Source organism: Telluria sp. ZB4P34, assembly GCF_059686055.1.
The window spans coordinates 412,579-434,221 of the sequence record NZ_JCASIF010000002.1 but is presented as its reverse complement, the minus strand read 5'-3'; the positions used below and the strand labels follow the sequence as shown (position 1 = coordinate 434,221).

Annotated in this window: 20 protein-coding genes and 1 pseudogene; 8 read left to right on the top strand and 13 right to left on the bottom strand. The window is 65.6% G+C overall.

What is annotated here, in order from left to right; genetic code table 11:
* The first annotated feature begins 24 nt into the window (after positions 1-24).
* From hemC to AC56KL_RS06445, 4 genes are read left to right on the top strand one after another with little or no spacing between them, the layout of a single operon-like run.
* On the top strand, positions 25-1,026 hold the full coding sequence (gene hemC / locus AC56KL_RS06460) for a hydroxymethylbilane synthase (protein ID WP_497179427.1): 1,002 nt from the start codon (positions 25-27) through the stop codon (positions 1,024-1,026).
* The gene (locus AC56KL_RS06455; protein WP_497179323.1) at positions 1,019-1,801 is read left to right on the top strand and encodes a uroporphyrinogen-III synthase; all 783 of its coding nucleotides are present in this window, start codon (positions 1,019-1,021) and stop codon (positions 1,799-1,801) included. Before hemC ends, AC56KL_RS06455 begins: the two co-directional genes overlap by 8 nt.
* Positions 1,798-2,907 carry a uroporphyrinogen-III C-methyltransferase gene (locus tag AC56KL_RS06450; protein WP_497179322.1) on the top strand — a complete coding sequence of 370 codons (1,110 nt, stop codon included), beginning with the start codon at positions 1,798-1,800 and terminating at the stop codon, positions 2,905-2,907. The genes AC56KL_RS06455 and AC56KL_RS06450 overlap by 4 nt, the downstream gene beginning before the upstream one ends.
* A gap of 31 nt (positions 2,908-2,938) precedes the next feature.
* Positions 2,939-4,105, top strand: a complete 1,167-nt coding sequence (locus AC56KL_RS06445) for a heme biosynthesis protein HemY (protein WP_497179426.1) — start codon at positions 2,939-2,941, stop codon at positions 4,103-4,105.
* A 75-nt stretch (positions 4,106-4,180) separates the two neighbouring features.
* Here the strand turns inward: AC56KL_RS06445 and AC56KL_RS06440 are convergent, their stop codons facing one another.
* Complete coding sequence (locus tag AC56KL_RS06440; protein WP_497179321.1) at positions 4,181-4,414, bottom strand: hypothetical protein; 234 nt, start codon at positions 4,412-4,414, stop codon at positions 4,181-4,183.
* A gap of 8 nt (positions 4,415-4,422) precedes the next feature.
* On the opposite strand from AC56KL_RS06440, the gene ppa reads away from it, so the two are divergent.
* A complete protein-coding gene (ppa, locus tag AC56KL_RS06435) occupies positions 4,423-4,962 on the top strand; it encodes an inorganic diphosphatase (RefSeq protein ID WP_497179320.1) in 540 nt (179 codons plus the stop codon).
* A 184-nt stretch (positions 4,963-5,146) separates the two neighbouring features.
* On the opposite strand, the gene AC56KL_RS06430 is transcribed toward ppa, so the two are convergent.
* The 10 genes from AC56KL_RS06430 to AC56KL_RS06385 all read right to left on the bottom strand — a co-directional run bounded on the left by AC56KL_RS06430 (position 5,147) and on the right by AC56KL_RS06385 (position 16,237).
* The gene (locus AC56KL_RS06430; protein ID WP_497179319.1) at positions 5,147-6,598 is read right to left on the bottom strand and encodes a PA domain-containing protein; all 1,452 of its coding nucleotides are present in this window, start codon (positions 6,596-6,598) and stop codon (positions 5,147-5,149) included.
* The gene (locus AC56KL_RS06425) at positions 6,585-7,010 is read right to left on the bottom strand and encodes a post-PEP-CTERM-1 domain-containing protein (RefSeq protein ID WP_497179318.1); all 426 of its coding nucleotides are present in this window, start codon (positions 7,008-7,010) and stop codon (positions 6,585-6,587) included. Before AC56KL_RS06425 ends, AC56KL_RS06430 begins: the two co-directional genes overlap by 14 nt.
* Before the next feature lie 26 nt (positions 7,011-7,036).
* Positions 7,037-7,723, bottom strand: a complete 687-nt coding sequence (locus AC56KL_RS06420) for a choice-of-anchor J domain-containing protein (RefSeq protein ID WP_497179317.1) — start codon at positions 7,721-7,723, stop codon at positions 7,037-7,039.
* Positions 7,724-7,960: 237 nt separating this feature from the next.
* Positions 7,961-9,040 carry a branched-chain amino acid ABC transporter permease gene (locus AC56KL_RS06415; protein ID WP_497179316.1) on the bottom strand — a complete coding sequence of 360 codons (1,080 nt, stop codon included), beginning with the start codon at positions 9,038-9,040 and terminating at the stop codon, positions 7,961-7,963.
* A gap of 6 nt (positions 9,041-9,046) precedes the next feature.
* Positions 9,047-10,087: a branched-chain amino acid ABC transporter permease gene (locus tag AC56KL_RS06410; protein ID WP_497179315.1), complete on the bottom strand. Its 1,041-nt coding sequence runs from the start codon at positions 10,085-10,087 to the stop codon at positions 9,047-9,049.
* Between the two features lie 34 nt (positions 10,088-10,121).
* Positions 10,122-10,856, bottom strand: a complete 735-nt coding sequence (locus tag AC56KL_RS06405; RefSeq protein WP_497179314.1) for an ABC transporter ATP-binding protein — start codon at positions 10,854-10,856, stop codon at positions 10,122-10,124.
* Positions 10,849-11,667 carry an ABC transporter ATP-binding protein gene (locus tag AC56KL_RS06400; protein WP_497179313.1) on the bottom strand — a complete coding sequence of 273 codons (819 nt, stop codon included), beginning with the start codon at positions 11,665-11,667 and terminating at the stop codon, positions 10,849-10,851. The genes AC56KL_RS06405 and AC56KL_RS06400 overlap by 8 nt, the downstream gene beginning before the upstream one ends.
* A gap of 1 nt (position 11,668) precedes the next feature.
* On the bottom strand, positions 11,669-12,871 hold the full coding sequence (locus AC56KL_RS06395; RefSeq protein ID WP_497179312.1) for a substrate-binding domain-containing protein: 1,203 nt from the start codon (positions 12,869-12,871) through the stop codon (positions 11,669-11,671).
* 22 nt (positions 12,872-12,893) lie between these two features.
* Positions 12,894-13,799: an alpha/beta fold hydrolase gene (locus AC56KL_RS06390; RefSeq protein WP_497179311.1), complete on the bottom strand. Its 906-nt coding sequence runs from the start codon at positions 13,797-13,799 to the stop codon at positions 12,894-12,896.
* Between the two features lie 149 nt (positions 13,800-13,948).
* The gene (locus tag AC56KL_RS06385) at positions 13,949-16,237 is read right to left on the bottom strand and encodes a TonB-dependent receptor (RefSeq protein ID WP_497179310.1); all 2,289 of its coding nucleotides are present in this window, start codon (positions 16,235-16,237) and stop codon (positions 13,949-13,951) included.
* Between the two features lie 271 nt (positions 16,238-16,508).
* On the opposite strand from AC56KL_RS06385, the gene AC56KL_RS06380 reads away from it, so the two are divergent.
* From AC56KL_RS06380 to AC56KL_RS06370, 3 genes are read left to right on the top strand one after another with little or no spacing between them, the layout of a single operon-like run.
* On the top strand, positions 16,509-17,429 hold the full coding sequence (locus AC56KL_RS06380; protein ID WP_497179309.1) for a LysR family transcriptional regulator: 921 nt from the start codon (positions 16,509-16,511) through the stop codon (positions 17,427-17,429).
* Between the two features lie 5 nt (positions 17,430-17,434).
* Positions 17,435-17,662, top strand: a complete 228-nt coding sequence (locus tag AC56KL_RS06375) for a hypothetical protein (RefSeq protein WP_497179308.1) — start codon at positions 17,435-17,437, stop codon at positions 17,660-17,662.
* Complete coding sequence (locus tag AC56KL_RS06370; RefSeq protein WP_497179307.1) at positions 17,663-18,184, top strand: GNAT family N-acetyltransferase; 522 nt, start codon at positions 17,663-17,665, stop codon at positions 18,182-18,184.
* Here AC56KL_RS06370 and AC56KL_RS06365 read toward each other — a convergent pair.
* A pseudogene (locus AC56KL_RS06365) lies at positions 18,174-19,073 on the bottom strand (GNAT family N-acetyltransferase); the annotation flags it as partial. The gene AC56KL_RS06370 and the pseudogene AC56KL_RS06365 overlap by 11 nt on opposite strands.
* A 1,509-nt stretch (positions 19,074-20,582) precedes the next feature.
* Positions 20,583-21,443, bottom strand: coding sequence for a hypothetical protein (locus tag AC56KL_RS06360; protein WP_497179306.1), 861 nt, complete (start codon positions 21,441-21,443; stop codon positions 20,583-20,585).
* Positions 21,444-21,643: the final 200 nt, after the last annotated feature.

Sequence of the window (21,643 nt, the reverse complement as noted above, 5' to 3'; positions counted from 1 at the left end):
TCGGCGCAGGGAGCGCCTGCGAAGCTGACGCCTCTCAAGCTGACAATCGCATCCCGCGAAAGCCGCCTGGCCATGTGGCAGGCGGAACATGTGCGCGCCCGCCTCTCCGCATTATATCCGCAGTGCAGCGTGGATATTCTCGGAATGACAACACGGGGCGACCAGATCCTCGACCGCGCGCTCTCCAAGGTCGGCGGCAAGGGCCTGTTCGTCAAGGAGCTCGAAGTGGCGATGGCCGAGGGCCGCGCCGACCTGGCCGTGCACTCGCTCAAGGACGTGCCGATGGACCTGCCGGAAGGCTTCGAACTGGCCGCCGTGCTCGAGCGCGAAGACCCGCGCGACGCCTTCGTGTCGAACGACCATGCCAGCCTGGATGCATTACCGCCGGGCGCGATCGTCGGCACCAGCAGCCTGCGCCGCCAGGCCCTGGTCGCGGCGCGCTACCCGCACCTGGTCATCAAGCCGCTGCGCGGCAACCTCGACACCCGCCTGGGCAAGCTGGACCGGGGCGACTATGCCGCCATCATCCTGGCGGCCGCCGGCCTCAAGCGCCTCGGCCTGCCGGAACGCATTCGCGCGCTGCTCGAGCCGGAGGACAGCCTGCCGGCAGCCGGCCAGGGCGCCATGGCGATCGAGATCGTGAGCGGCCCGCGCAGCGACGGCGTCGACCTGCGCGCGCTGCTGGCCCCGCTGAACCACGACGCCACCGCGCGCTCCGTCGCGGCGGAGCGCAAGGTGTCGAAGATTTTCGGCGGCAGCTGCCAGATCCCGCTGGCGGCCTTCGCCACCGTCAGCGGCGCCACCATGCGCCTGCGCGCGATGGTCGCCACGCCGGACGGCCTGCGCAAGGCCGAAGCCGAAGTGGCGGGTTCGTGGGAGCATCCGGAATTCCTCGGCGAGCAGGTCGCGATCCTGCTCGGCGACCAGGACGCGCACGCGATCCTGGCAGCCTGCAAACAGGAAGCTGCCGAGGCCGAAGCCCAGGGCGCGGCCGGACCGGCGTCTTCCAGCGGCCAGGATGCCTGAGCCCGCAGTCGTCATCACCCGGCCGCGCGCCCAGGGCGAGGCGCTGGCGCAGGCCGTCGCCGGCCTCGGGCGCAGGCCCGTGGTGCTGCCGCTGCTCGAGATCGCGCCGCTGGCCGACACGGCCCCGCTGCGGGCAGCGCTGGCCGCGCTGCCGACGTATGCGCTGGTCGCGTTTGTGTCGCCGAACGCGGTCGATGCCGCCTTTGCCCACCTGTCCGGCTGGCCCCGCGGCGTGCCGATCGGCGTGGTGGGCGAGGGCAGCCGCGCGGCCCTGGCCCGTCATGGCGTGATGGAGAGTAATGCCACCATCCACTGCCCGCCCGACCCGGCCAGCAGCGATTCCGAGCACCTGCTGGCCAGCCTCGACCTGGCGGCGCTCAGCGGGCGGCGGGTGCTGATCGTGCGCGGCGAGAGCGGGCGCGAGCTGATGGGCGATACCCTGCGCGCCGCCGGCGCCCTGGTCGACACCGTGGCGGCCTACCGCCGCAGCGTGCCCCGGCTGGACGCGGCGCTGGCTGAGGACCTGTCCGCCTTGCTGGCAGGGCCAAACGACTGGATAATCACGAGTTCGGAAGCCTTGCGCGGCCTGGCCGGGCTGGTCGGGGAGCTCGATCCCGCTGGCGGGATCGAGCGGCTGCGGGCCCAGCACCTGATCGTCCCCCACGCCCGCATCGCCGAGACGGCGCGTGGGCTGGGATGCAGCCGCATCACCCTGACTGGTTCCGGCGACGCACGCCTGCTTGCCGCCATTGCCGCGTTACAATCACAAGAATGAACGAACAACCACACAATCCGGAACAAGCAGCCGCAGGCAGCCTCGCCATCCAGAAGGCGCCGTCGCGGCCCCCGCACGCCCAGGGCCTGCTGCAGGCGCTGCAGCGTCCGCTGCCCGTTGCAGTAGCCATCCTGGCGCTGCTGCTAGCCGTGCAGACCTGGACCTCGCACAGCCGCATCAACACGCTGCGCCGCGACATGGCGCAGAGCCTGCAGAAGGGCAATGCCGTCAATGCCGAGACCGCGGCCATGGCGCGCGATGTGTCCGATACCGCAAAGGAGCTGCAGATCAAGGTGGGCGTGCTGGAAAGCCGCCAGGCCGAGGCGCAGACCCAGCAGCTGGCGCTGGAGCAGCTCTACCAGGACCTGTCGAAGAACCGCGACGAATGGGCGCTGACCGAGATCGAACAGATCCTGAACACGGCCAGCCAGCAGCTGCAGCTGGCCGGCAACGTGCAGGGCGCCCTGATCGCGCTGCAGAACGCCGACCGCTCGCTGGGCCGTTCGGACAAGCCGCAATTCCTCAACATCCGCCGCGCGATCGGCGCCGACATCGAGCGCCTGAAGGCCATGCCGGCGGTCGACCTGGCCGGCGTGGCGCTGCGCCTGGACAATGTTATTGCCCAGGTGGACGCGCTGCCGATGCTGTCGGACGAAAAACCGCTGCTGCCGGCGGCGCCGGTGCGCAGCACGCGCACCAGGCCAGGCGAGCCTGAAAACCTGAGCCTGGGCCAGCGCATGACGCAGACCTGGCGCAACTGGAGCCAGGAGATGTGGGACGACGTGCGCCAGCTGGTGCGCGTGCGCAGCGTCGACACGCCGGAAGCGCTGATGCTGTCCCCGACCGAGTCCTTCTTCGTGCGCGAGAACCTCAAGCTGCGCCTGCTCAATGCCCGCCTGGCGCTGCTGTCGCGTAACGAAGCGAGCTTCCGCGACGACCTGGCCAGCAGCCAGACCATGCTGCTCAAGTACTTCGACACACGCGCCCGCGCGACCCAGTCGGCCCAGGCCGCGCTGCGCCAGGTGCAGGCGAACAACCTGACGATCGAGATGCCAACGCTGTCCGAGAGCCTGGACGCCGTGCGCAACTACAAGGCGAAGCAATAAGATGCGGCTCCTCCTCTGGCTCGTCGCACTGATGGCCGCGGCCATCGGCATCGCCGTGACGGCGCGTTTCAACCCGGGCAACGTCGTGCTGTTCTATCCGCCGCACCGGCTGGACATGTCGCTCAACCTGTTCGTCGTGCTGCTGGTGCTGCTGTTCCTGGTGGCCTACGCCATGGTGCGCGCGCTCAAGTCGACCCTCCAGATGCCCCAGCGCGTGGCGGCCTACCGCCAGCGCAAGCGCGAGCGCGAAGGCAACAAGGGCTTGCGCGACGCCCTCAAGGCGCTGTTCGAAGGCCGCTTCGGCCACGCCGAAAAGGCCGCCATGCGCGCCGCCGAGCTGCCGGAAAATGCCGGCCTGGCCGCCCTGATCGGTGCGCGCGCCGCGCACCGCATGCGCGAACCGGGCCGCCGCGACGCCTGGCTGGCGGGCATCGCCCATGAGGCCTCGCTCAAGACCGCACGCCTGATGACGGTGACCGAGCTGCTGGTCGACGACCACCAGCCGGAAGCGGCGCTGGAAGCAGTAGCCGAGCTCAATGCCAGCGGCCAGCGCCACATCCATGCGCTGCAATGGTCGATGAAGGCCAACCAGCAGGCCCGCAACTGGCCGGAAGTGCTGCGCCTGGTGCGCATCCTCGACAAGCGCAAGGCCCTGCATCCGGCCCTGTCGACCCGCCTGCGCGAGATGGCCTACGAGGCGCTGCTGGGCGAGCAGGGGCACGACGCCGAGTCGATCCGCCGCGCCTGGGCCGGTGTGCCGGCTGCCGACCGGGTGGTCCCGTACATCGCGGCGCGCGCCGCCGGCGCCTTCAATGCGCGCGGCCTGCACGACGAGGCGCGCGCCATCGCCGAGGAGGCGCTCAGGGCCAACTGGGACGAACGCGTCGTCCGCGCCTACCGCGAGGCAGCCGGCCCGGCCGGCTCGCCGACGCTGCTGGCCCAGATCGAACATTGCGAAACCTGGCTCAAGGAACGCCCGCAAGACGCCGAACTGGCGCTGGCCCTGGGCTCGCTCTGCCTCAAGCAAAAGCTGTGGGGCAAGGCGCAGCGCTACCTCGAGCAGGCGCTGTCGGACGCCACCGATGCCGGCATGGTGCGCGAGGCGCACCTGAAGCTGGCGCAGATGCACGAGGCCCTGGGGCAGGAGGCGGAAGCGGCGGGGCATTACCGGCAGTGCGCGCTGGCCAGTATTCTCTGACCCGAGGGTAGGGTGGTCGGCTTTGCCGACCGCGCGTTCAAATTACCTGTGAATAGCTGCGTAGGGTGGGCGGCTCTACTCGCGACAGTTCTCAGCCGCATTGCTGGCGCCGCCCACGCGGCTATCCTTAGCGGCAAGCTCATCCGGCGCGACAACGGAGCCGCCAACGATCACCGCGTGGGCGGCATTGAGCGTGTGGCCGATCATTCCTTCCGGTATAGCCGCCCACCCTACGACACCGCGCTGACGCGCCATCGCCTTGCCGCTTTCGCTATAATGACAAACCTTTATTGAAACTTCAGCAACCAAGGAAATCCATGAGCCTGAATAACGTCCCAGCCGGCAAAGACGTGCCGAACGACTTCAACGTCATCATCGAGATCCCGATGAACGCCGACCCGGTCAAGTACGAGGTCGACAAGGACAGCGGCGCGATCTTCGTCGACCGCTTCATGGGTACCGCCATGCACTATCCTTGCAACTACGGCTATGTGCCGCAGACCATCGCCGACGATGGCGATCCGTGCGACGTGCTGGTGATCACCCCGTTCCCGCTGCCGCCGGGCGTGGTGGTGCGCTGCCGCGCGCTGGGCGTGCTGAAGATGACCGACGACGGCGGCGGTGACGCCAAGGTCATCGCCGTGCCGGTCGAGAAGGTGCTGCCGATGTACAAGAAGATCCAGAAGCTGGACGACGTGGAAGAACTGCGCCTGAAGCAGATCCAGCACTTCTTCGAGCACTACAAGGACCTGGAGCCGGGCAAGTGGGTCAAGATCGAAGGCTGGGCCGATGCCGAAGCGGCCAAGGCCGAGATCACCAACGGCGTCGAAGCGTTCAAGCGCCTGCGCCAGGAGTGATCACAGGCGCGTGGCGCGTGCACTAGCTGTGCACCAGGCGCGCAACAAGCGCGCCGTTTGCGCCCTGCACCGCGAAAGCCGGCGTCCCGCATCGGGGCGCCGGCTTTTTCTATTGCCGCGCCGGACGCCGGCCCGGCGCACCTTGCCGGCCGCACCTTGCCGGCCGCACCTCGCCGGCCGCGCCTTACCAGCCTATGTCGCGCAGCAGCGGGTAAGTCAGGTCGCGCGGCGGCCTCACCACGTGCAGCAGGTCGGGGTTGATGGATGGCTCCATCAGCTGGTTCGGCTTGGCTTCGGTGGTGTAGTGCGACACCGAGGAGCCCGGCGAACTGATGCTCGGGGTGTACATCAGTATCCGCCGTTGCCGGTCGGTGCCGGCCAGCTGGGTCCGGTCGAGACCGAAGGTAGCGGACACGCCCGACCTGGTGCGCGAACGTTGCTGCAGCGCCGCCTTGATCGCGACCCCGTCGGACAGCGTGATGCGCAGGGAGGGGATCGTGATGGCCGGGTCGGCGCCGCTCAGGCCGACCACGTCGCCGGGCACATTGTCCACCACGAGCATGGCGATGGCGCCGGCCGCCTGGACATTGCGCGCCTTGGTGACGAAGTCGCAGCTGCCGCGGTCCACCAGCGCGATGTTGTTGCGCACTGCAAGGGCGTTGCCGGGGTCGAGCGGCGTGCAGGCGAGCCCGGTGCCGTTCGGCTGGTCGACGACCGGCATCAGCTGGCCGCTGACGGCGCGCGCACCGACCGGCGGGCCAAAACTGGCGTCGCCGACGTAGTAGTTGCCCCGGGCGGCGCCGGCATTCGCTCCGCCGATGTTGAGGTTGCTGCGCGGCGCCAGCACGCGCGGCACGGCGGCGGTCACGTTCGGGCCGTTCCACGACAGGCCGCGCCAGGTGATGGCGGAGACCCGGCGCCCTTCGTCGGTCATGGCCACCCAGGGGACGTTGCTGCGGTTGTTCACCAGGTAGTAGTCCCAGATCGAGGGGATGCCGAAGAATTGTTCGCCCGTCTCGTCGTCGGTGAAGGTCTGGAAGCCCAGGCCGTGCGCCATTTCGTGCAGCAGCACGGTGACCAGGTCGATCTGCCCGTTGGCGCGCCTGTCCAGGCCCAGGTAGAAGGGCGAGCCCGGCAGGCAGTCGGGGAACAGGCCGAGACGGGAATTGAAGCGCGCGATGATGTGCGGGTCTTCCGGCGCAGTCAGGTCTTCGCCCGCCAGCTTGCTGGCCAGCGCCGCCGGGTACCAGGTATTGGTGCGCGGCGCATTCGGGAAATCGCTCCAGACCTCGTACGCGCCGGCGGAACCCAGGACGGCGCCGGTGGGCGTGCAGGACAGGGGCACGAAGGCCGCGCCGATCCGGATCGTGACGTCGCTGTCGAGCGTGGCGCCCCAGATGTTGGCGGCGCGCTGGAAGGCGATCAGGCGCTGCTCGCCCAGCGTGGCGCCGGTGTTGCCCCCGATGGGCGCGGCCGGGGTCGGGTCATTGAAGCCTTCGCCCGGCGCGTTCTGGTTGACGATGACGATGGTGGCGGCCGCTTGCGCGGCGCCGGCGCCGGCAACAAGGGTGGCCAGCATGCACGCCAGGGTCGCGGCGAGGCGGCGCATGAGCGTGCTGAGCTTAGCGATGAGCATGGGGGGCCTCCTCGGGCTTGTTGGTGGCGGGCGCGGTGACCCCGTGGATGAGCGCGTGGTCTGCGGCATGCGTTCCATGCACGCACTGTTCCGCGAGCCTGCCGTCGGCGCCGCGGATCACGACCGAATACACCATGTGGCGTTCGCCGAGCTGGACCGAGCGGCGGCCGCCGGGCCCGACGACCATCTTCGGCGCGGGCGCCGCCTGGGCCGCCGCGGACGCGTTGGTGCGCGGATGCAGCGCGCGCGCCTCGGCCGGGGTGGGGGCGCGCAACTGGCCGGTTTCGGCGTCGCGCACGACCACCATTCCCTGCTGGGGTTCGGGTGCGCCGCCGGCGAATGCAGGCAGGGGGAGCGTGGCAAGCAGGAGGGCAGGTATCGAGAGGGCAGGTATCGATTGATGACTGAACATGGCATTCTCCAGAAGCGAGTGGACGCTCAATGGGACAAAGGCGCCGGCGTCCCTTTGCGCAGGCGCCGGGCACGCGCCCCGACGGCGCCGAGGCCGGCCAGCAGCATCAGGTAGGTCGTCGGTTCCGGGACGGCGGTGACGACGCGCACGGTATCCAGCCCGATGTAGTCGAGCGTGTCGGCGTCGCCGAGGTAGCGGAACGCGAAGCGTCCTTCTCCTTGGACATCGAGACTCGTCGTCCATTGCGCCCATTCCGCGGGAAAGGTGTTTTCGCCGCCGATGGTCAGGAGCAGGGTGTCGAATCCGTCGGCGCTCGTGTTGCTGCCATAGCTGAAGCGCACCTCGAGCTGGTCGAAGAAGCCGGGAACCGCGGCCCTGTTGGTGAAGAAGGACAGGGTGGTGAGGCCGCCCAGCGCGAGGGTCGGCGTGATCAGCCAGTTGTCCACCCGCCCCAGGCCGTTGGCCGCGCTCAGGTAGTTGACGGCGGCATAGGAATTGGCCGCTCCTGCCTGCGATTCGAAGATACCGGCATTGCCCTGAAACCATCCAATGCCGGGTGGCATGCTGCGGTTGACCTGCGCCCAGTCGGACAGGCCTGCCACGCTGCCGAAACCTTCGTCGAGCACGACGACGCCGGCCGCCTGGCTGGATAGTGGCGCCCACGTGGCCGCTGCGACCAGCGCCGTGCCGGCAAGTGAGATGAGTCGCTTCATGATTCCCCTTTCATACTGAGCCAGATGGATGGTGGTCCGCTCGCGCTGGCTGACGACGAGGCCACAGTCATGTCCATCGTAGGTGCAGGGAGATGGCGAAGCTTGAGCTTGATTCAATGCGCCGAGCCGGAGCTTCGGTCCGGCTCAAGCGGAGGGAGGGAACTCATTGACTGAAAAAAAGACGGCCTCCACAAGGGAGGCCGTCGATGCTGCAGGGAACGAGAAACGCAGGCGCGACTATTTCTGCCGCGCCAGGAAGCCGCGCAGCCGCAGCTTGCCGACGATTCCGATCGGGAAGAAGTAGATCGAGAGGATGAACAGCACGCCCAGCCACAGCATCCAGCGGTCCGGGTGCAGCAGCGCGGCCAGCATCGGCACCCCTGCCAGCGCTTCCGAGCCTGCGCCCATCAGTCCCTGCAGGTAGTTCTGCGCGATGATGAACAGCGCCGCCCCGACCACGGCGCCGTACATCGTGCCCATGCCGCCGATGACGACGATCAGGAGGATGTCGGTCATCACCTTGAAGCCGAGCGAGGTGTCCGGACCCACGTAGCGCAGCCACAGCGCCATCAGCGCACCGGCCAGCGCCGCCACCAGCGCCGCCAGGCAGTTGGCCCAGATGCGGTAGGTCATGGTGCGGTAGCCGAGCGCCTCGGCGCGGAACTCGTTCTCGCGGATCGCCTGCAGCACCCGGCCGAAGGGCGAGTTCACCAGGCGCAGCAGGAACAGGAACAGCAGCAGGCAACCGAAGAACACCAGGTAGTAGGTGAGCAGCTTGCCGTCGACCGAACGCCCGAAGACCTCGTTCTCCATCAGCGTGAAGCCCGGGGTCAGGACTTCGGGCACGCTGAAGGTGATGCCGTCCTCGCCGCCGGTCAGGTCGGACAGCTGCGAGGCCAGCACGGCAAACGAGGACGCCACGGCCAGCGTGATCATGGAGTAGAAGATGGCGCGCACGCGCAGGGCGAACAGGCCGACCACCAGCGCCAGCGCCAGGGCCAGCAGCAGGGCGATGCCGAGGCCGCCCAGCGCCGCGCTCCAGGTTGGCTCGTCGACGCGCGCCAGGCCCAGGCCGATGCCGTATGCGCCGATGCCGTAGAACATGGTGTGGGCGAAGGAGACGATGCCCGTGTAGCCCAGCAGCAGGTCGTAGGAAGCCACCAGCACGATGTAGACGCAGATCGTGGCGGCGGTGTTGAGCGGACGCGCGCCCGAGGTCAGGAAGGGCGCGAAGGCCAGTCCCAGCAGGATCAGCAGCAGGGTGGCGGACAGCACGCGGCTGCGCGGCATGTCGGCGGATAAAAGTCGGTGCAGCATGTTCGTTCAACCCCGCATCTTCGAGTACAGGCCGGCCGGACGCCACAGCAGGATCGCGATCATCAGGATGATGTTCGAGACCAACGCTACTTTCGGCGCCAGGAAGCCGGCATAATTCGTCACCAGCGCCATCAGGAGGGCGCCGATGAAGCAGCCGCCCACGGAGCCGAGTCCGCCGATGATGATGACGATGAAAATCATGACCATGATCTCGCCGCCCATGGCGGCGGTCAGGGTCTCCTTGTACAGGCCCCACAGCACGCCGCCCAGGCCCGCCAGCGCCGAGCCGGCAGCGAACACGGTGACGAACAGGCGCTTGATGCGGTAGCCGAGGGCTTCCACCATTTCGCCGTTCTCGACACCGGCGCGGATGAGCAGGCCGATCTTGGTGCGGTTGAGGGTCAGGAACATGCCCACGAAGACCAGCAGCCCGATCACCACCGCCACCAGGCGATATTTTTCCACCGCCGCGTCACCCAGGAAGATGGCGCCGCGCAGGGCGGTCGGCAGCGGCAGCGCGATGGTCTCGGCGCCCCAGATCACGTGGATCAGCTGCTCGGCCACGATCATGCCGCCCATCGTGATCAGGATCTGCTTCAGGTGCTGGCCGTAGACCGGCATGATGATCAGGCGCTCGAAGGCCCAGCCCATCAGGGCCGTGACGAGCATCGCAACGGTGATGGCCAGCGCCAGCACGCCGAGGTTGATCAGGAGCGAGTCCATCTCGAGCCAGCCCTGCATCGGCAGCAGCACCATGGTGGCGGAAAAGGCGCCGACCGACACGAAGGCGCCGTGGCCGAAGTTCAACACGCTCATCAGGCCGAAGACAAGGGTCAGGCCGCTCGCCATGATGAAGATCATCATCCCCATCGCCAGCCCGGCGATGGTCAGCGTGACCCATGTGGGGAAGCTGCCGACCAGCGGCAGCACGGCGAGCATGACGGCCGGCACCAGCAGCAGCGGCGCGATGTCGCGCGGCGCCTTCGGCAATGGCGTATTGTTCGGCACCGGCGTGTCCTTGCCGGCAACGGGGAGGCTTGCGCTCATACGTCGGTTCCTATTGGTGAGATCATTGGTGCGCTCATTGGTGTGAGTCGAGCGAGAGGCCGAGCAGGCGCTGCTGCAGTTCCTCGTCGGCGGCCAGTGCGGGCATCGAGCCGGCGTGCACGACGCGGCCGTCGTCCATTACGCCCACAGTGTCGCCGAGCGAGCGCACGAAATTGAAATTCTGCTCGACCAGCAGGATCGTCGTGTCGGTGTCCTTCAGCTCGCGGAAGGCCGCCATCAGGCTCTGGATGATGGCCGGCGCCAGGCCCTTGGTCGGCTCGTCGACCAGCAGCAGCTTTCTCGGCTCGACGATCGCGCGGGCGATCGCCACCATCTGCTTCTGGCCGCCTGACAGGTTCCCGGCGGGGTAGTTCCAGAACTTCTTCAGGGCCGGAAAGAAACCGCAGATCCAGTCGACGCGGGCTTCAATCAGCGGGCCGTTGCGGGCGGCCAGGTACAGGTTCTCGCGCACCGTCAGGCTTGAAAACACGGCCATGCTTTCCGGGACGTAGGCTATCCCCAGGCGCGCGATGTCCGGCGTGGCCATCTTCGTGATGTCGCGGCCGTCGAAGATGATCGAACCGGCGCTGGCCTTCCACAAGCCCATGATGGTGCGCAGCGTCGTGGTCTTGCCGGCGCCGTTGCGGCCCAGCAGGACGGACAGGCCGCCGCGCGGCACGGCCAGGTCCACGCCCTGCAGGATGTGGTACTGGCCGATGTGGGTGTGCACGCCTTCAAGCCGCAGCAAGGGTTCCGTGGTGTCAGGCATTGGCTGCGCTTTCTGCAGATTCTGGTGTTCCAAGATAGGCTTCCTGTACGATCTTCGATTGCATGACTTCAGCGGGCCTGCCGTCCGCGACCAGGGTGCCGTTGTGCAGCACGATGATACGGTCGGCCAGCGCCCGCACCACGTCCATCTTGTGCTCGACCAGCAGCACGGTCTTGTTGCCTTCCGATTTCACCGCATGGATCAGGTCGAGCACCACCGGCACCTCGTCCACGCTCATGCCGGCGGTCGGTTCGTCGAACATCATGATGCTTGGCTCGAGCGCCAGCAGGATCGCCACTTCCAGCTTGCGCTGGTCGCCGTGCGACAGCGTACCCACCCAGGCGTCGCGGCGCTTGACCAGGCCGACGCGCTCCAGGTAATGCCCGGCGCGGTCGATCAGTTCGCGGTGGCTCGACCAGATCGAGAAGAAGTTCAGGCCCATGCCCGCGCGGCTCTGCACCGCGAGGCGCACGTTTTCCATCACCGTCAGGTTCGGGAACAGGTTGGTGAGCTGGAAGGCGCGGCCGATCCCCATGCGGGTGCGTTTCGCGGCGCCGGCGCGGGTGATGTCCTGGCCGTTCACGAGCACCTTGCCCGAGGTGGCCGGCAACTGGCCCGACACCAGGTTGAAATAGGTGGTCTTGCCGGCGCCGTTGGGGCCGACGATGACGGTCAGGGTGCCGGGGTAGAAGTCCGCCGTCACCGCGTTTACCGCGACGTGGCCGCCGAAACGGATGGTCAGGTCGCGGGTGGACAGTGCCGGCCCCGACGCCGCCTGCGCGGCGTCCTGCCTTGGTACGGGAGCAGTCATGTCAGCGCTTGTTCCGTACAGGCAGCGGCAGTTCGGATGCCGGGATCTCGCGCACCAGCTCCAGCAGGTCCCACTCGCTCTTCTGGTCCTTCTTGATGCGGAAGTGGTACATCGGCTGGATCGCCTGGTGGTCTTCCTTGCGGAAGCTCATCGTGCCTTTCGGGGTCGGGAAGCTCATGCCTTCCATCGCCGCCACCATCTCGTCGCCGTTTTTCGCATTGGGCGCCTTGCTCAACGCGGCATGCACCGCGCCGGCCGCCGCCATGCCGCCTGCCGTGAACATATCGGGCGGCATCTTGTAGCGCCTGGTGTGTTCCGCCACCAGCCAGTCGTTCATCTTGTTCTTCGGGAAAGCGTAGTAGTAATAGATCGTGCCTTCGGTGCCGGCGAAGTTCTTCCAGGTCTTCATCACCGGCAGGATGTTGCCGCCCGGGGCGAGATGGATGCCGAAGCGTTCCGGCTTCAGGTCGGCGATCTTGTTCATCGGGTTCGGACCAGCCCAGACGATCTGCAGCACGCGCGGCTGCGGCTTGTCCTTCAGCTTGTCGAACAGGCGCTGGGCCGGTGCGGTGAAGTCGGTGGCGGTGGCCGGCGCATACTCCTCGTGCACGACGACGCCCTTGCTGCCGGTGGTCCTGAGCGCTTCCTTGGCCGCCTTGATGGCGTCGCGTCCGAACGCGTAGTCCTGGGCCAGGAAGCCGACGCTGCCGCTCCTGAAGGTGCTGGCCGCGGCCAGCGCGTCCTGCGTCGAGCTGCGCGCGGTGCGGAAGATATACTTGTTCCACTTTTCCTGGGTGATCGCGTCGGCCACGGCCGGCTCGACGATCAGCACCTTCTTGTATTCCTTCGCCACCGGCAGCATGGCGATCGCCGAGCCGGATGAGGTGGTGCCGACCGCGATGTCGACCTTGTCGTCGCCGTAGGCTTCCGCCAGCAGGGTGCGGCCCAGCGACGGATTGGACTGGTCGTCCTTGACGATGACCTTGATTCTCCGGCCATTGATCTGCATGGTGCCGCCGGTAAGATACTCGAGGCCCATCCTGAAACCGGTCTCCGTCTCCTTGGCATAGGCTTCCAGCGGGCCGGTCTTGCCGGCGATGAGGGCGATCTTCAGGTCCTTGCCCTGAGCATACACGCTTGGTGCGGCGCCGGCCGCGAAGGCGGCGAGGATCGCGATGGACAGGGGTTTGATCAGGTGGTTCATGTCAGTCTCCTTGTGATTCTCTTCAGGGTAGCTTGGCCAGGAAGGTCCGGATCGCGCCAAGTGCTTCCGGCTCAGTGAGCATGGGCGCATGGCCGACGTTCGGTACTTCCGCGTAATGCAGTTCCGGGGCCGCCTTGCGCATCCACTCGGCCTGTTCGGGTTCGACCAGGTCGGATAGCGCGCCGCGCACCAGCAGTGTCGGACGGCGCCGCGCCAGGCGGCGAAACGCCATGCGGGCGGGCAGCGAGGTCGGACGCAGTTTACCCGTCTGGATCGCGGTGGCGATGTTCGGATCGTAACGCAGCGCCAGCCGCCCGTCATCTTTCTGTTCGAAGGCGCGGCGCGCCCATTTGCTCCATTCCTCGTCGGAGTTGGCGGGGAAGGCGCAGGCATTGATGTCGCGCAGGTAGGCGGCCGCATCGTCCCAGGAGGCGAGCGTGCCGCAGCGGCCCGCGTAGCCCGCGATGCGCTGCAGGCCGCGCAGCGACATCACGGGGCCGATGTCGTTGATGACGGCGGCGGCGATCAGGTCGAGCCGGCGCGCCGCCAGGGTCATGGTAATCAGGCCGCCCATCGAGGTGCCGACGAAGACGGCGCGGCCCAGGCCCAGGTCGGACATCAGCTTGATGATGTCGCCGGCATAGACCGCCGGGTTGTAGTTGGCAGGATTCGGGTCGTGCGCCGAGTGGCCGCGGCCGCGCACGTCGACCGCGATCACGCGCCGCCCCGTGGCGGCCAGCTCGGGAGCGAGTTCGTCGAAGTCGGACGAATTGCGGGTCAGGCCATGGATGCAGATGACCGGCAGCCGTGCAGCCACCTGGGCGTCCGCGCCTGCGGCAGGCATGACATCGCGCATTGCTGGATAGTCGCGTGCGTACAGCGCCAGCCCGTCGCTGCTCGTGTAGCTGATAGGTGTGAATGTGGACACGCTGGCTTGATCCTGTGAGTCGTTCGGCTCGGCCGGAGCCGGTGCTGATGAATGCGAGGGCGGCAAGCCTCCCTGCCGGCGCCCTGCACTGAGTGCGGGGCGCCAGCCGGGAGAATGCTGGGAAAGCCCGGCAAGCCGGGCGTGCGACCTTAGAAGCGGTACTCGAGCGTTGCCGAGACCTGGCGCGGGTTGCCGTAGAACGCGGTGAGGGTGCCTTCGTTGCCCAGGGTCGGGAACAGGTAGCCGCCGGTCCGGTAGTGCTTGTCGCCCAGGTTCTTGCCGTGCAGGCCGACACGCACCTTGCCGTCCGTGCGGGTCCAGACGATGCTGGCGTCATACAGCTTGTACGATTCCTGGTCCAGCGGCGATGCGGTTTCGAACTGGGCGGTGGCGCCCTTGTACGAGGCGCTGCCGATCAGCGAAATCTTGCCGTCGCGGCCCATCACCGGCATCGGGATGTCGTAGTTGAAGCGCAGGTTGGCCGAGTTCTTCGGGGTGTTCTGGAACTTGCGCTGGCTTGCCACGTTGACGCCGGCCGCGAGGTATTCCTTGTACTCGGCATCGATGTAGCTGTACATGCCCGCGACCATGAAGTTGCGGGTGAAGTTGGCGACGGCTTCCAGCTCCGCGCCCTTGATCTTGGCCTTGCCCGCATTGGTGGTCACGCCCGCGAAGCTGTCGTCCTTGCCGTCGCCGTTGGTGTCGATCGCCACCGAGCCGGGAATCTGCACGTCCTGGTAGTCGCTGTGGAAGACCGCTGCGTTGGTGGTGATGCGGCCGCCGTGGAAGGACGACTTCAGGCCCAGTTCGACAGTTTCGATGGTCTCCGGTGCATACCCGGCGCGCGCCACCGACAGCGGGATGCGGGTGCCGACCACGTTCAGGCGCGGATCGAAACCGCCGCCCTTGAAGCCTTCCGAGTAGGACGCGTACACGTTGTGGTCCGCGTTCACTTTGTAGTTCACGGCGATGCGCGGGGTGAACTTCTTGTCTTTGCGGCTCAGGACGCCGCCGCGCAGGTCAGTGTCGGTGCGGAACAGGATGGCGCCGGCATTGCCCAGGCCCGGGGTGCCGTTGGCGCCCAGGTAGATCTGGCGCAGCACTTCGGCGTCGCGCTGGTCGACCGTGTAGCGGCCGCCCAGCGAAACGCTGAAGGCGTCGGTCAGGTTGTAGCTGCCGTCGGCGTAGATCGCCCAGGCCTTGGTGTCGACGTCGCCCTCCGTGTAGGTCGAGGTCGGCACCGCGCCCGCCAGGATGGTGTCGAACTTGTTGAAGGCGTTGGCATCGATGTAGTAGATGCCGGCCACGCCCTGCAGGCGCTCGCCCGTGTAGGTGAGGTTGAATTCCTGGCTGAACTGCTTGTTGGTGTACAGGGCCGGCACTTCCATGTCGACCACGGCCAGCGAGTCGAAGTCGATCGGCGCGTACGACTTGTCCTTGCGCGACGAGGTGATCGACTTGAAGGTCCATTCGTCGTTCAGGGTGTATTCGACCGTGGCCGAGACGCCGTGCGCCGTGACTTTCTGGTCCTTGCCCAGGGCCCTCATCAGGTTGGCGCGGGTGTCGAAGACGTTGCTCAGGATCGGCGCGCCGCTGGTGCGGCCGACGATCAGGCGGTGTCCGTTCTTCGGGCTGGAATCGTCCTGGGTGGCGTCGCCGGCCAGGCGGATGAACAGGTTGCTCGAGGGCGTGAATTCGGCCGACAGGCGGGCGGCGGTGACGTCCTTGTCGTAGTTGTCGCCGCCGGTGGTCAGGTTCTTGCCGAAGCCGTCGCGCTTGAAATGGGCGAAGGTGCCGCCGATGCGCGCGGTTTCCGAGACCGGGGTGCTGGCGGTAGCGACGATTTCCTTCTGGCCGTATTGCCCGATGGTGGCGCGCAGGCGCCCGTCGGCCTGAGGGGCCAGCTTGCGGGTCACGTACTTGACGGCGCCGCCGATGGTGTTACGGCCGTACAGCGTGCCCTGCGGGCCGCGCAGCACTTCGATACGCTCGACGTCGTAGATGTCGGCCACGGCGGCCTGCGGACGGGCGAGGTAGATGTCGTCGATGTAGATGCCCACGCCCGACTCGAAGCCGGCCAGCGGGTCGGCCTGGCCGACACCGCGGATGAAGGCGGTCAGGGTCGAGTTGGTGGCGCGCGAGGCCTTCAGGGTGGTGTTCGGCAGGACCAGGGCGAGGGCGGTGATGTCCGGGGTGGCCGTCTTCGACAGCTGGTCGGCGCTGAAGGCGGTCACCGAGACCGGCACGTCCTGCAGGGATTCTTCACGGCGGCGGGCGGTCACGACCACCTTGTTGACGCCTTCTTCGGCGGTGGCCGCCGGCGGTGCGCCGCCGGCGTCCTGAGCATAGGCCACGTTGCCGCCCGACAGGACGAGCAAGGCCACGGCGGACTGGATGGCGGGGTTCAGCAGCTTCAGTTTGTTCTTGGTCAGACGCATTGATGTCTCCTAGTTTTTAGATTCCGGCATGCGTTCGGTTTTTCGCATGGTCAGCAGTGTGCCTCGCTTGGGTTTGCTTAGATAGTCAACAATTGCCCACCCCGTTGTGCAAAAATGCACAGCCATCTGCACCAGCCTTGTGCGTGTCTTAACGGGGAGTGTGGCCAATCGCGCACCAAAGCCAGGCGCCGGCCATGCGATTGCGACAAATCGTTGCAGGGGCAATGTGCACTGGTGCACAATATGTCATCTTGATATCGAACAAGTGACGATGAATACGCTTCCCGAGTGGACCGACCTGCGATTCTTCCTGGAGCTGGCGCGCGCCGGCACCCTGTCCGGGGCGTCGCGCCGCCTGGAGGTGGAGCACACCACGGTGGCGCGCCGCATCGACCGGCTGGAGGCCCAGCTCGGCTCGACCCTGTTCGACCGTTCGCGCGAAGGCTACGAGCTGACCGAAGTCGGGCAGGCGCTGCTGCCGCATGCCGAGGCGATGGAAGGAGCGGCGCTGGCCGCGGCCGAACAGATCGGCGGGGCCGAGGTGGCCGCGCACGGCGTGGTGCGGCTCGGGGTGCCGGAAGTGTTCGGGGTGCGCGTGGTGGCGCCGCTGCTGGCCGAACTGCTGGAGCAGCACCCGGACCTGTCGATCGACCTGCTGGCGCTGCCGCGCTTCGCCAACCTGGCCAACCGCGAGGCGGACCTCGGCGTCATGCTCGACCCGCCCACCACCGGCCGCTACATGGTCACGCGGCTGGCATCCTTCCACTTCTACCTGTACGCCTCGCCCACCTACCTGGCGCGCCATCCGCCGATCCGCACCCAGGCCGACCTGGCGCGCCACGACTTCGTCGACTACGTGCAGGACCGGCTGGCCAGCCGCGAACTGTCCTACCTGAACGAACTCGGGTTCACCCCGCGCCGGCGCATCTGCTGCTCGGGCATGACGGCGCAGCTGGAAGCCGCTTCGCTCGGCATGGGCCTGATGATGGCGCCGCCGTACGCGATACCCGACGACGGCCGGCTGGTGCGGGTGCTGCCCGGCTTCCAGGCCGAGCGTTCGTTCTGGCTGGCGGCGCCGACCGACCTGTACCGGCTGCGCCGGGTGAAGGTGGTGTGGAACCTGCTGCGCGAGTGCGCGGAGAACCATCCGGACCTGTTCGTGGCCGATGGGGTGGACTTGGCGCTGGGTTGAACGCCATGCACAAGCCGAACTCTGCTCTTCTGTTACCGGCAAGGCTGTTGGCTGCCCTGTTGCTGATCGGGCTGGCGGCCCTGGTCGTCATTGGCTGCCTGTGGCTCGGCCGGTACTGGTCGATCGACGCTTGCCTCGACCGCGGCGCACGTTGGGAGGATGCGGCCAAAGCATGCGATGGCGGGACAGCGCAGGGAAACAAGACCGCCACGACCGAGGGAGATCTTTCATAGATGAGCATCGTGATCCGAGAATTTCGACCGGCCGACCGCGCCGCCGTCAACAGTGTGGCCCAGGCTGCCTTTGCCCAGTATGCGCAGGACTACGAGGACTGGCCCGCGTTCAACGCGCGCCTGGCGCAGATGGCGGACCTTGCCGCCCACGCCGACCTGCTGGTGGCCGAGTCCGGAGACGACGTGCCTGGCGCCGTGGTGCACGTCGGGCCGGGCCGGCCGAGGAGCAGCATCTTCCCGGAAGACTGGTCGGTCATCCGGATGCTGGTGGTCGCCCCCGCGCATCGCGGCCGGGGAATCGGGCGGCAGCTCGTGGCGGCCTGCCTGCGCTGCGCCATGCGCGACGGGGCGCCGGCCGTCGGCCTGCATACCAGTCCCATCATGTCCTCGGCGCTGCGCCTCTACACCGACCTGGGCTTCACGCACGACCGCGCGCTCGACCCGATACACGGGGTACCCTATGGCCGCTACGTGCTGGCGGCCGAGGGCTTGCCGGCGGCACTGGCCAGGCTTACGCGCTAGCGGAACGGAAGGGACTGCGCTCGTTCAGCTCGTCCATGTAGTCGTCGATCCCATCTTTTTCACGCTCCAGGAAGCGCTCGATCGCATCCGCGAACGCAGGATGCGCCAGCCAGTGCGCCGACCAGGTGCGGGTCGGCAGGAAGCCGCGCGCCATCTTGTGCTCGCCCTGTGCGCCGCCCTCGAAAGCTTGAATCTTCTGCTCGATGCAAAACTCGAGCGGCTGGTAGTACGCCGCTTCGAAGTGCAGGCAGGGCACGTGTTCCAGCTCTCCCCAATAGCGGCCAAACAGCGTGGTCTCGTTGTGGATGACGAGCGAGGCCGCGATGTCGCGCCCGTCGCGCGAGGCGATCACGAGCAGGAGGTTGTCCGGCATCGTGTTGCCAATGCGGCGGAAGAAGTCCAGGTTCAGGTAGGGCGTCGAATGGTGGGCCTGGTAGGTGCGGCGGTAGCAGCGGTTGAAGAGCACCCAGTCCGCATCCGTCGCATCGCGCCCGCGCACCCGGCGCAGGCTGACGCCGGCCTCGCGCACTTTCCTGCGTTCGGCGCGAATGTTCTTGCGCTTCTTCTGTTCGAGCGTGGCCAGGAATTCGTCGAAGTCCTTGTACCCCTGGTTCAACCAGTGGAACTGCACGCCGCTGCGCAGCAGGAAACCGGCATCCTCCAGGCGGCGCGCCTCTTCTTCCGGCGGGAACAGCACGTGGCAGGAGGAGACGTCCGTCGCTTCCTGCGTCGCCACCAGCACCTCGACCAGGGCCGCGCGGGCGGCGTCGTCCACCGCCATCAGGCGCGGCCCGGCCACCGGCGTGAACGGGATGGCGCTCAGCAGCTTCGGGTAGTAATCGAGTCCGTTGCGCCCGTAGGCGTCGGCCCAGGCCCAGTCGAACACATATGACGCATCCCGAAAACAGCCTGAAATTGTCCGACTAGAGCCTTGGATATTTGTTCGAAACTAGCGGCGACCTAAATTTTGCCACGAATGAAGTCAATCGGTAAAAAACATAAAATTGCCAATCGTTTTGCGCCCAAGTGCTCACGGGACTCCTGTGGTCAGAGTGTGAGCAAGCTGTTGACAACGGCTTTTCGTTGTCAATAGCTTGTTCACACGTTCCGCAGGACTGTCCACAGCGGGAACTGCCGGGGCAGTTGAATCTGGGTTCAGCGAAAACACTCTGGTGCACGAGGCAGGTTTACCGCCCAGTGATTAGCTTTTCTTTCTTCATCGACATGACAATCGGTTGAGAAAGTTGGGCTAAAGGAAATTTTTCGGTAATTTTCGTCGATTGCGTGATTTGACTATAGCAATCGTACACAGCTCAAAGTCATTTTCGATAACGCACCTCGTGGTTTTCGCTCGACATGACGCGAACTTGTAAGTCGATTATCCGAAATTTCTGTTTTTGCTGCCGTGCTAACGTTCCACGTCATCTCATCGGCGCACACTATTTCGCCATTACCTTGCTTCGTCCCGTTTCAATCAACCAATTTTGGACCTCATGCGTCCGCCATCTCAGCATTTTGCTGCCAGGGATGTGCATCTTCGGAGGAAGCTGATGTGGGACGTTGCAAGCTTTTTCTTGATGGTTTGCGTGCTTTGCCCCAAGAGGACCGCAAGGTCGTCAATATCTAGGTATTTTGTCATCAAACTGCTCCAGGCAAGCCACCTTAAGCGCGGACGAGCCTGTCCGCCACTGGTGGTCGTCTGTGTAGCCTGGCGAGTTATCGCTATTTTTCTACACCCTCAAGCAGGTCTGGCATTGCGGGTTTGCGAGGACCACTACTACTTAGAGGTACGTAAGGCGGCACGAGTCCGTATAAATTCACTCGCTAGATTGGGATTATCGTACTGAAGAGAGACCAAATGAGGAACTTAGCAGACTTACCACGCGTTAGGTGTGAGCTGAACTTCGAGGACGCGGGGGAGGATATCGTGGCGTTTCGATTCGCGGCTCGCGCCTGCTATTGGACAGAAGAAGAGGTAGAAACAGTAATTCTCGATACGCTTTCTCTTTGCGCGTCGAGGGACGAGATAGGGGAGATGTTAGACGCGTATTGCGCTCATTATTAAACTGTTGTCGACCTTCGTCGCTAGAGCGCAAGGCTTTTGCGTTGAGAGTATAAACCCGGTTGCTACATAAAAAGCCCCGCCAGCTTCCGCCAGCGGGGCTACCTGAGGGTCAGACTACAACTTTGTCCTAATCAACCATGCTGATGCGCCGATAACGATGGCAGGTCTAACGCGGGCCATTTCGCATCGCTTCCGTCGATGAGTTTGAGGTATAGGCCGATGAGTTCATAGTGGTGGAAGTGTTCGCGATTGGACTACGATACTATCGGCGTGAGGCACGGGGGCTCTGTGCAAGCACCTGATTTGGGCCGTGAGCAATGCTCGTCGTTAGGACTACTGTCCCCAATTCACCTCGCGGATGACGAAGCCCAAGGCATGGAGAGCGTACTCAGCATCAAGTTCGTTAATTTGACGCAATGTGTGCTTGAATGACTCATTGTCTTTACCCCGTGGATGCAGTCGGTTGATTGTCTCAAGGGCGCTTCGAAGCGCGACCCGCTTACCGTCCCCAAACTGACTGCGTACTGCGTTTATCCAGTGACCAAGGTCTTGCTCAATGGGCTTAGCAGAGTGAGTCACCTTCTGCATCCACCGCGAGGTAATCATGACTGCGGCATTTCGGCAGTGGTCGACCACGGACTGCGGTAGCTCGCGGTACGCCGAGTTGACCACTCGGTCCAGCGCGGCCTGCACACCTGGTAAGGCGCCGGTTGCAATCTGATTGGCATCTAGTTGTGGAATTACGCCAAACGCCGACTCTGCCCGAAGCGTGACCAGCACGTCGCCTGAAGCGATTCGTTCGGTTTGAAGTATGCGCCACAACGAATGACCGTCTTTTCGACCTAGAGCCAGCTGGAGGCCTTCGCCACGATTGGGTTTTTGAAGAAGTTCGGTACACTCGTAGTAGACGCTGAGCTCTTTGCTCACGTGGCCGCCATTGATAGTTGCCTTCTGCAGGTCGGAATTGATAGCAGGATGAGCTTCGACTTGAGTCCGCTCCCAGCTGACTGCGCCAAATTTCTGGAATAGTCGCCCTCGGCGTACACGACTTCCAGGGTCAAAGCTGCCGTCGATGAAGGTCCAGCCTAAGCCGTCGAAATCACCTGGGATACGTTCCAGGTCTTCTGGCTTCTCAATCAATGTTGCTTGAGACAGAGCTGGAGTAGGCCACACCGGATGAGTTGGACCATCCATGCCTTCATAGATGAGCCCTGTACGCCTATCGAAACCTAGTCTCGCCATAAAAATTCCAAGTGTTGGTTCTTATAAATTGATTTTAAATATAATGCTGCGCCCCGTGCCAGGCCCTCTGCAACTGACCAGGCCAGCTTTGAGCCTTCAGCGAGAATTCTTCCTGCTTCGAATGTACACACGCAACCGAAGGTCGCAGAGCC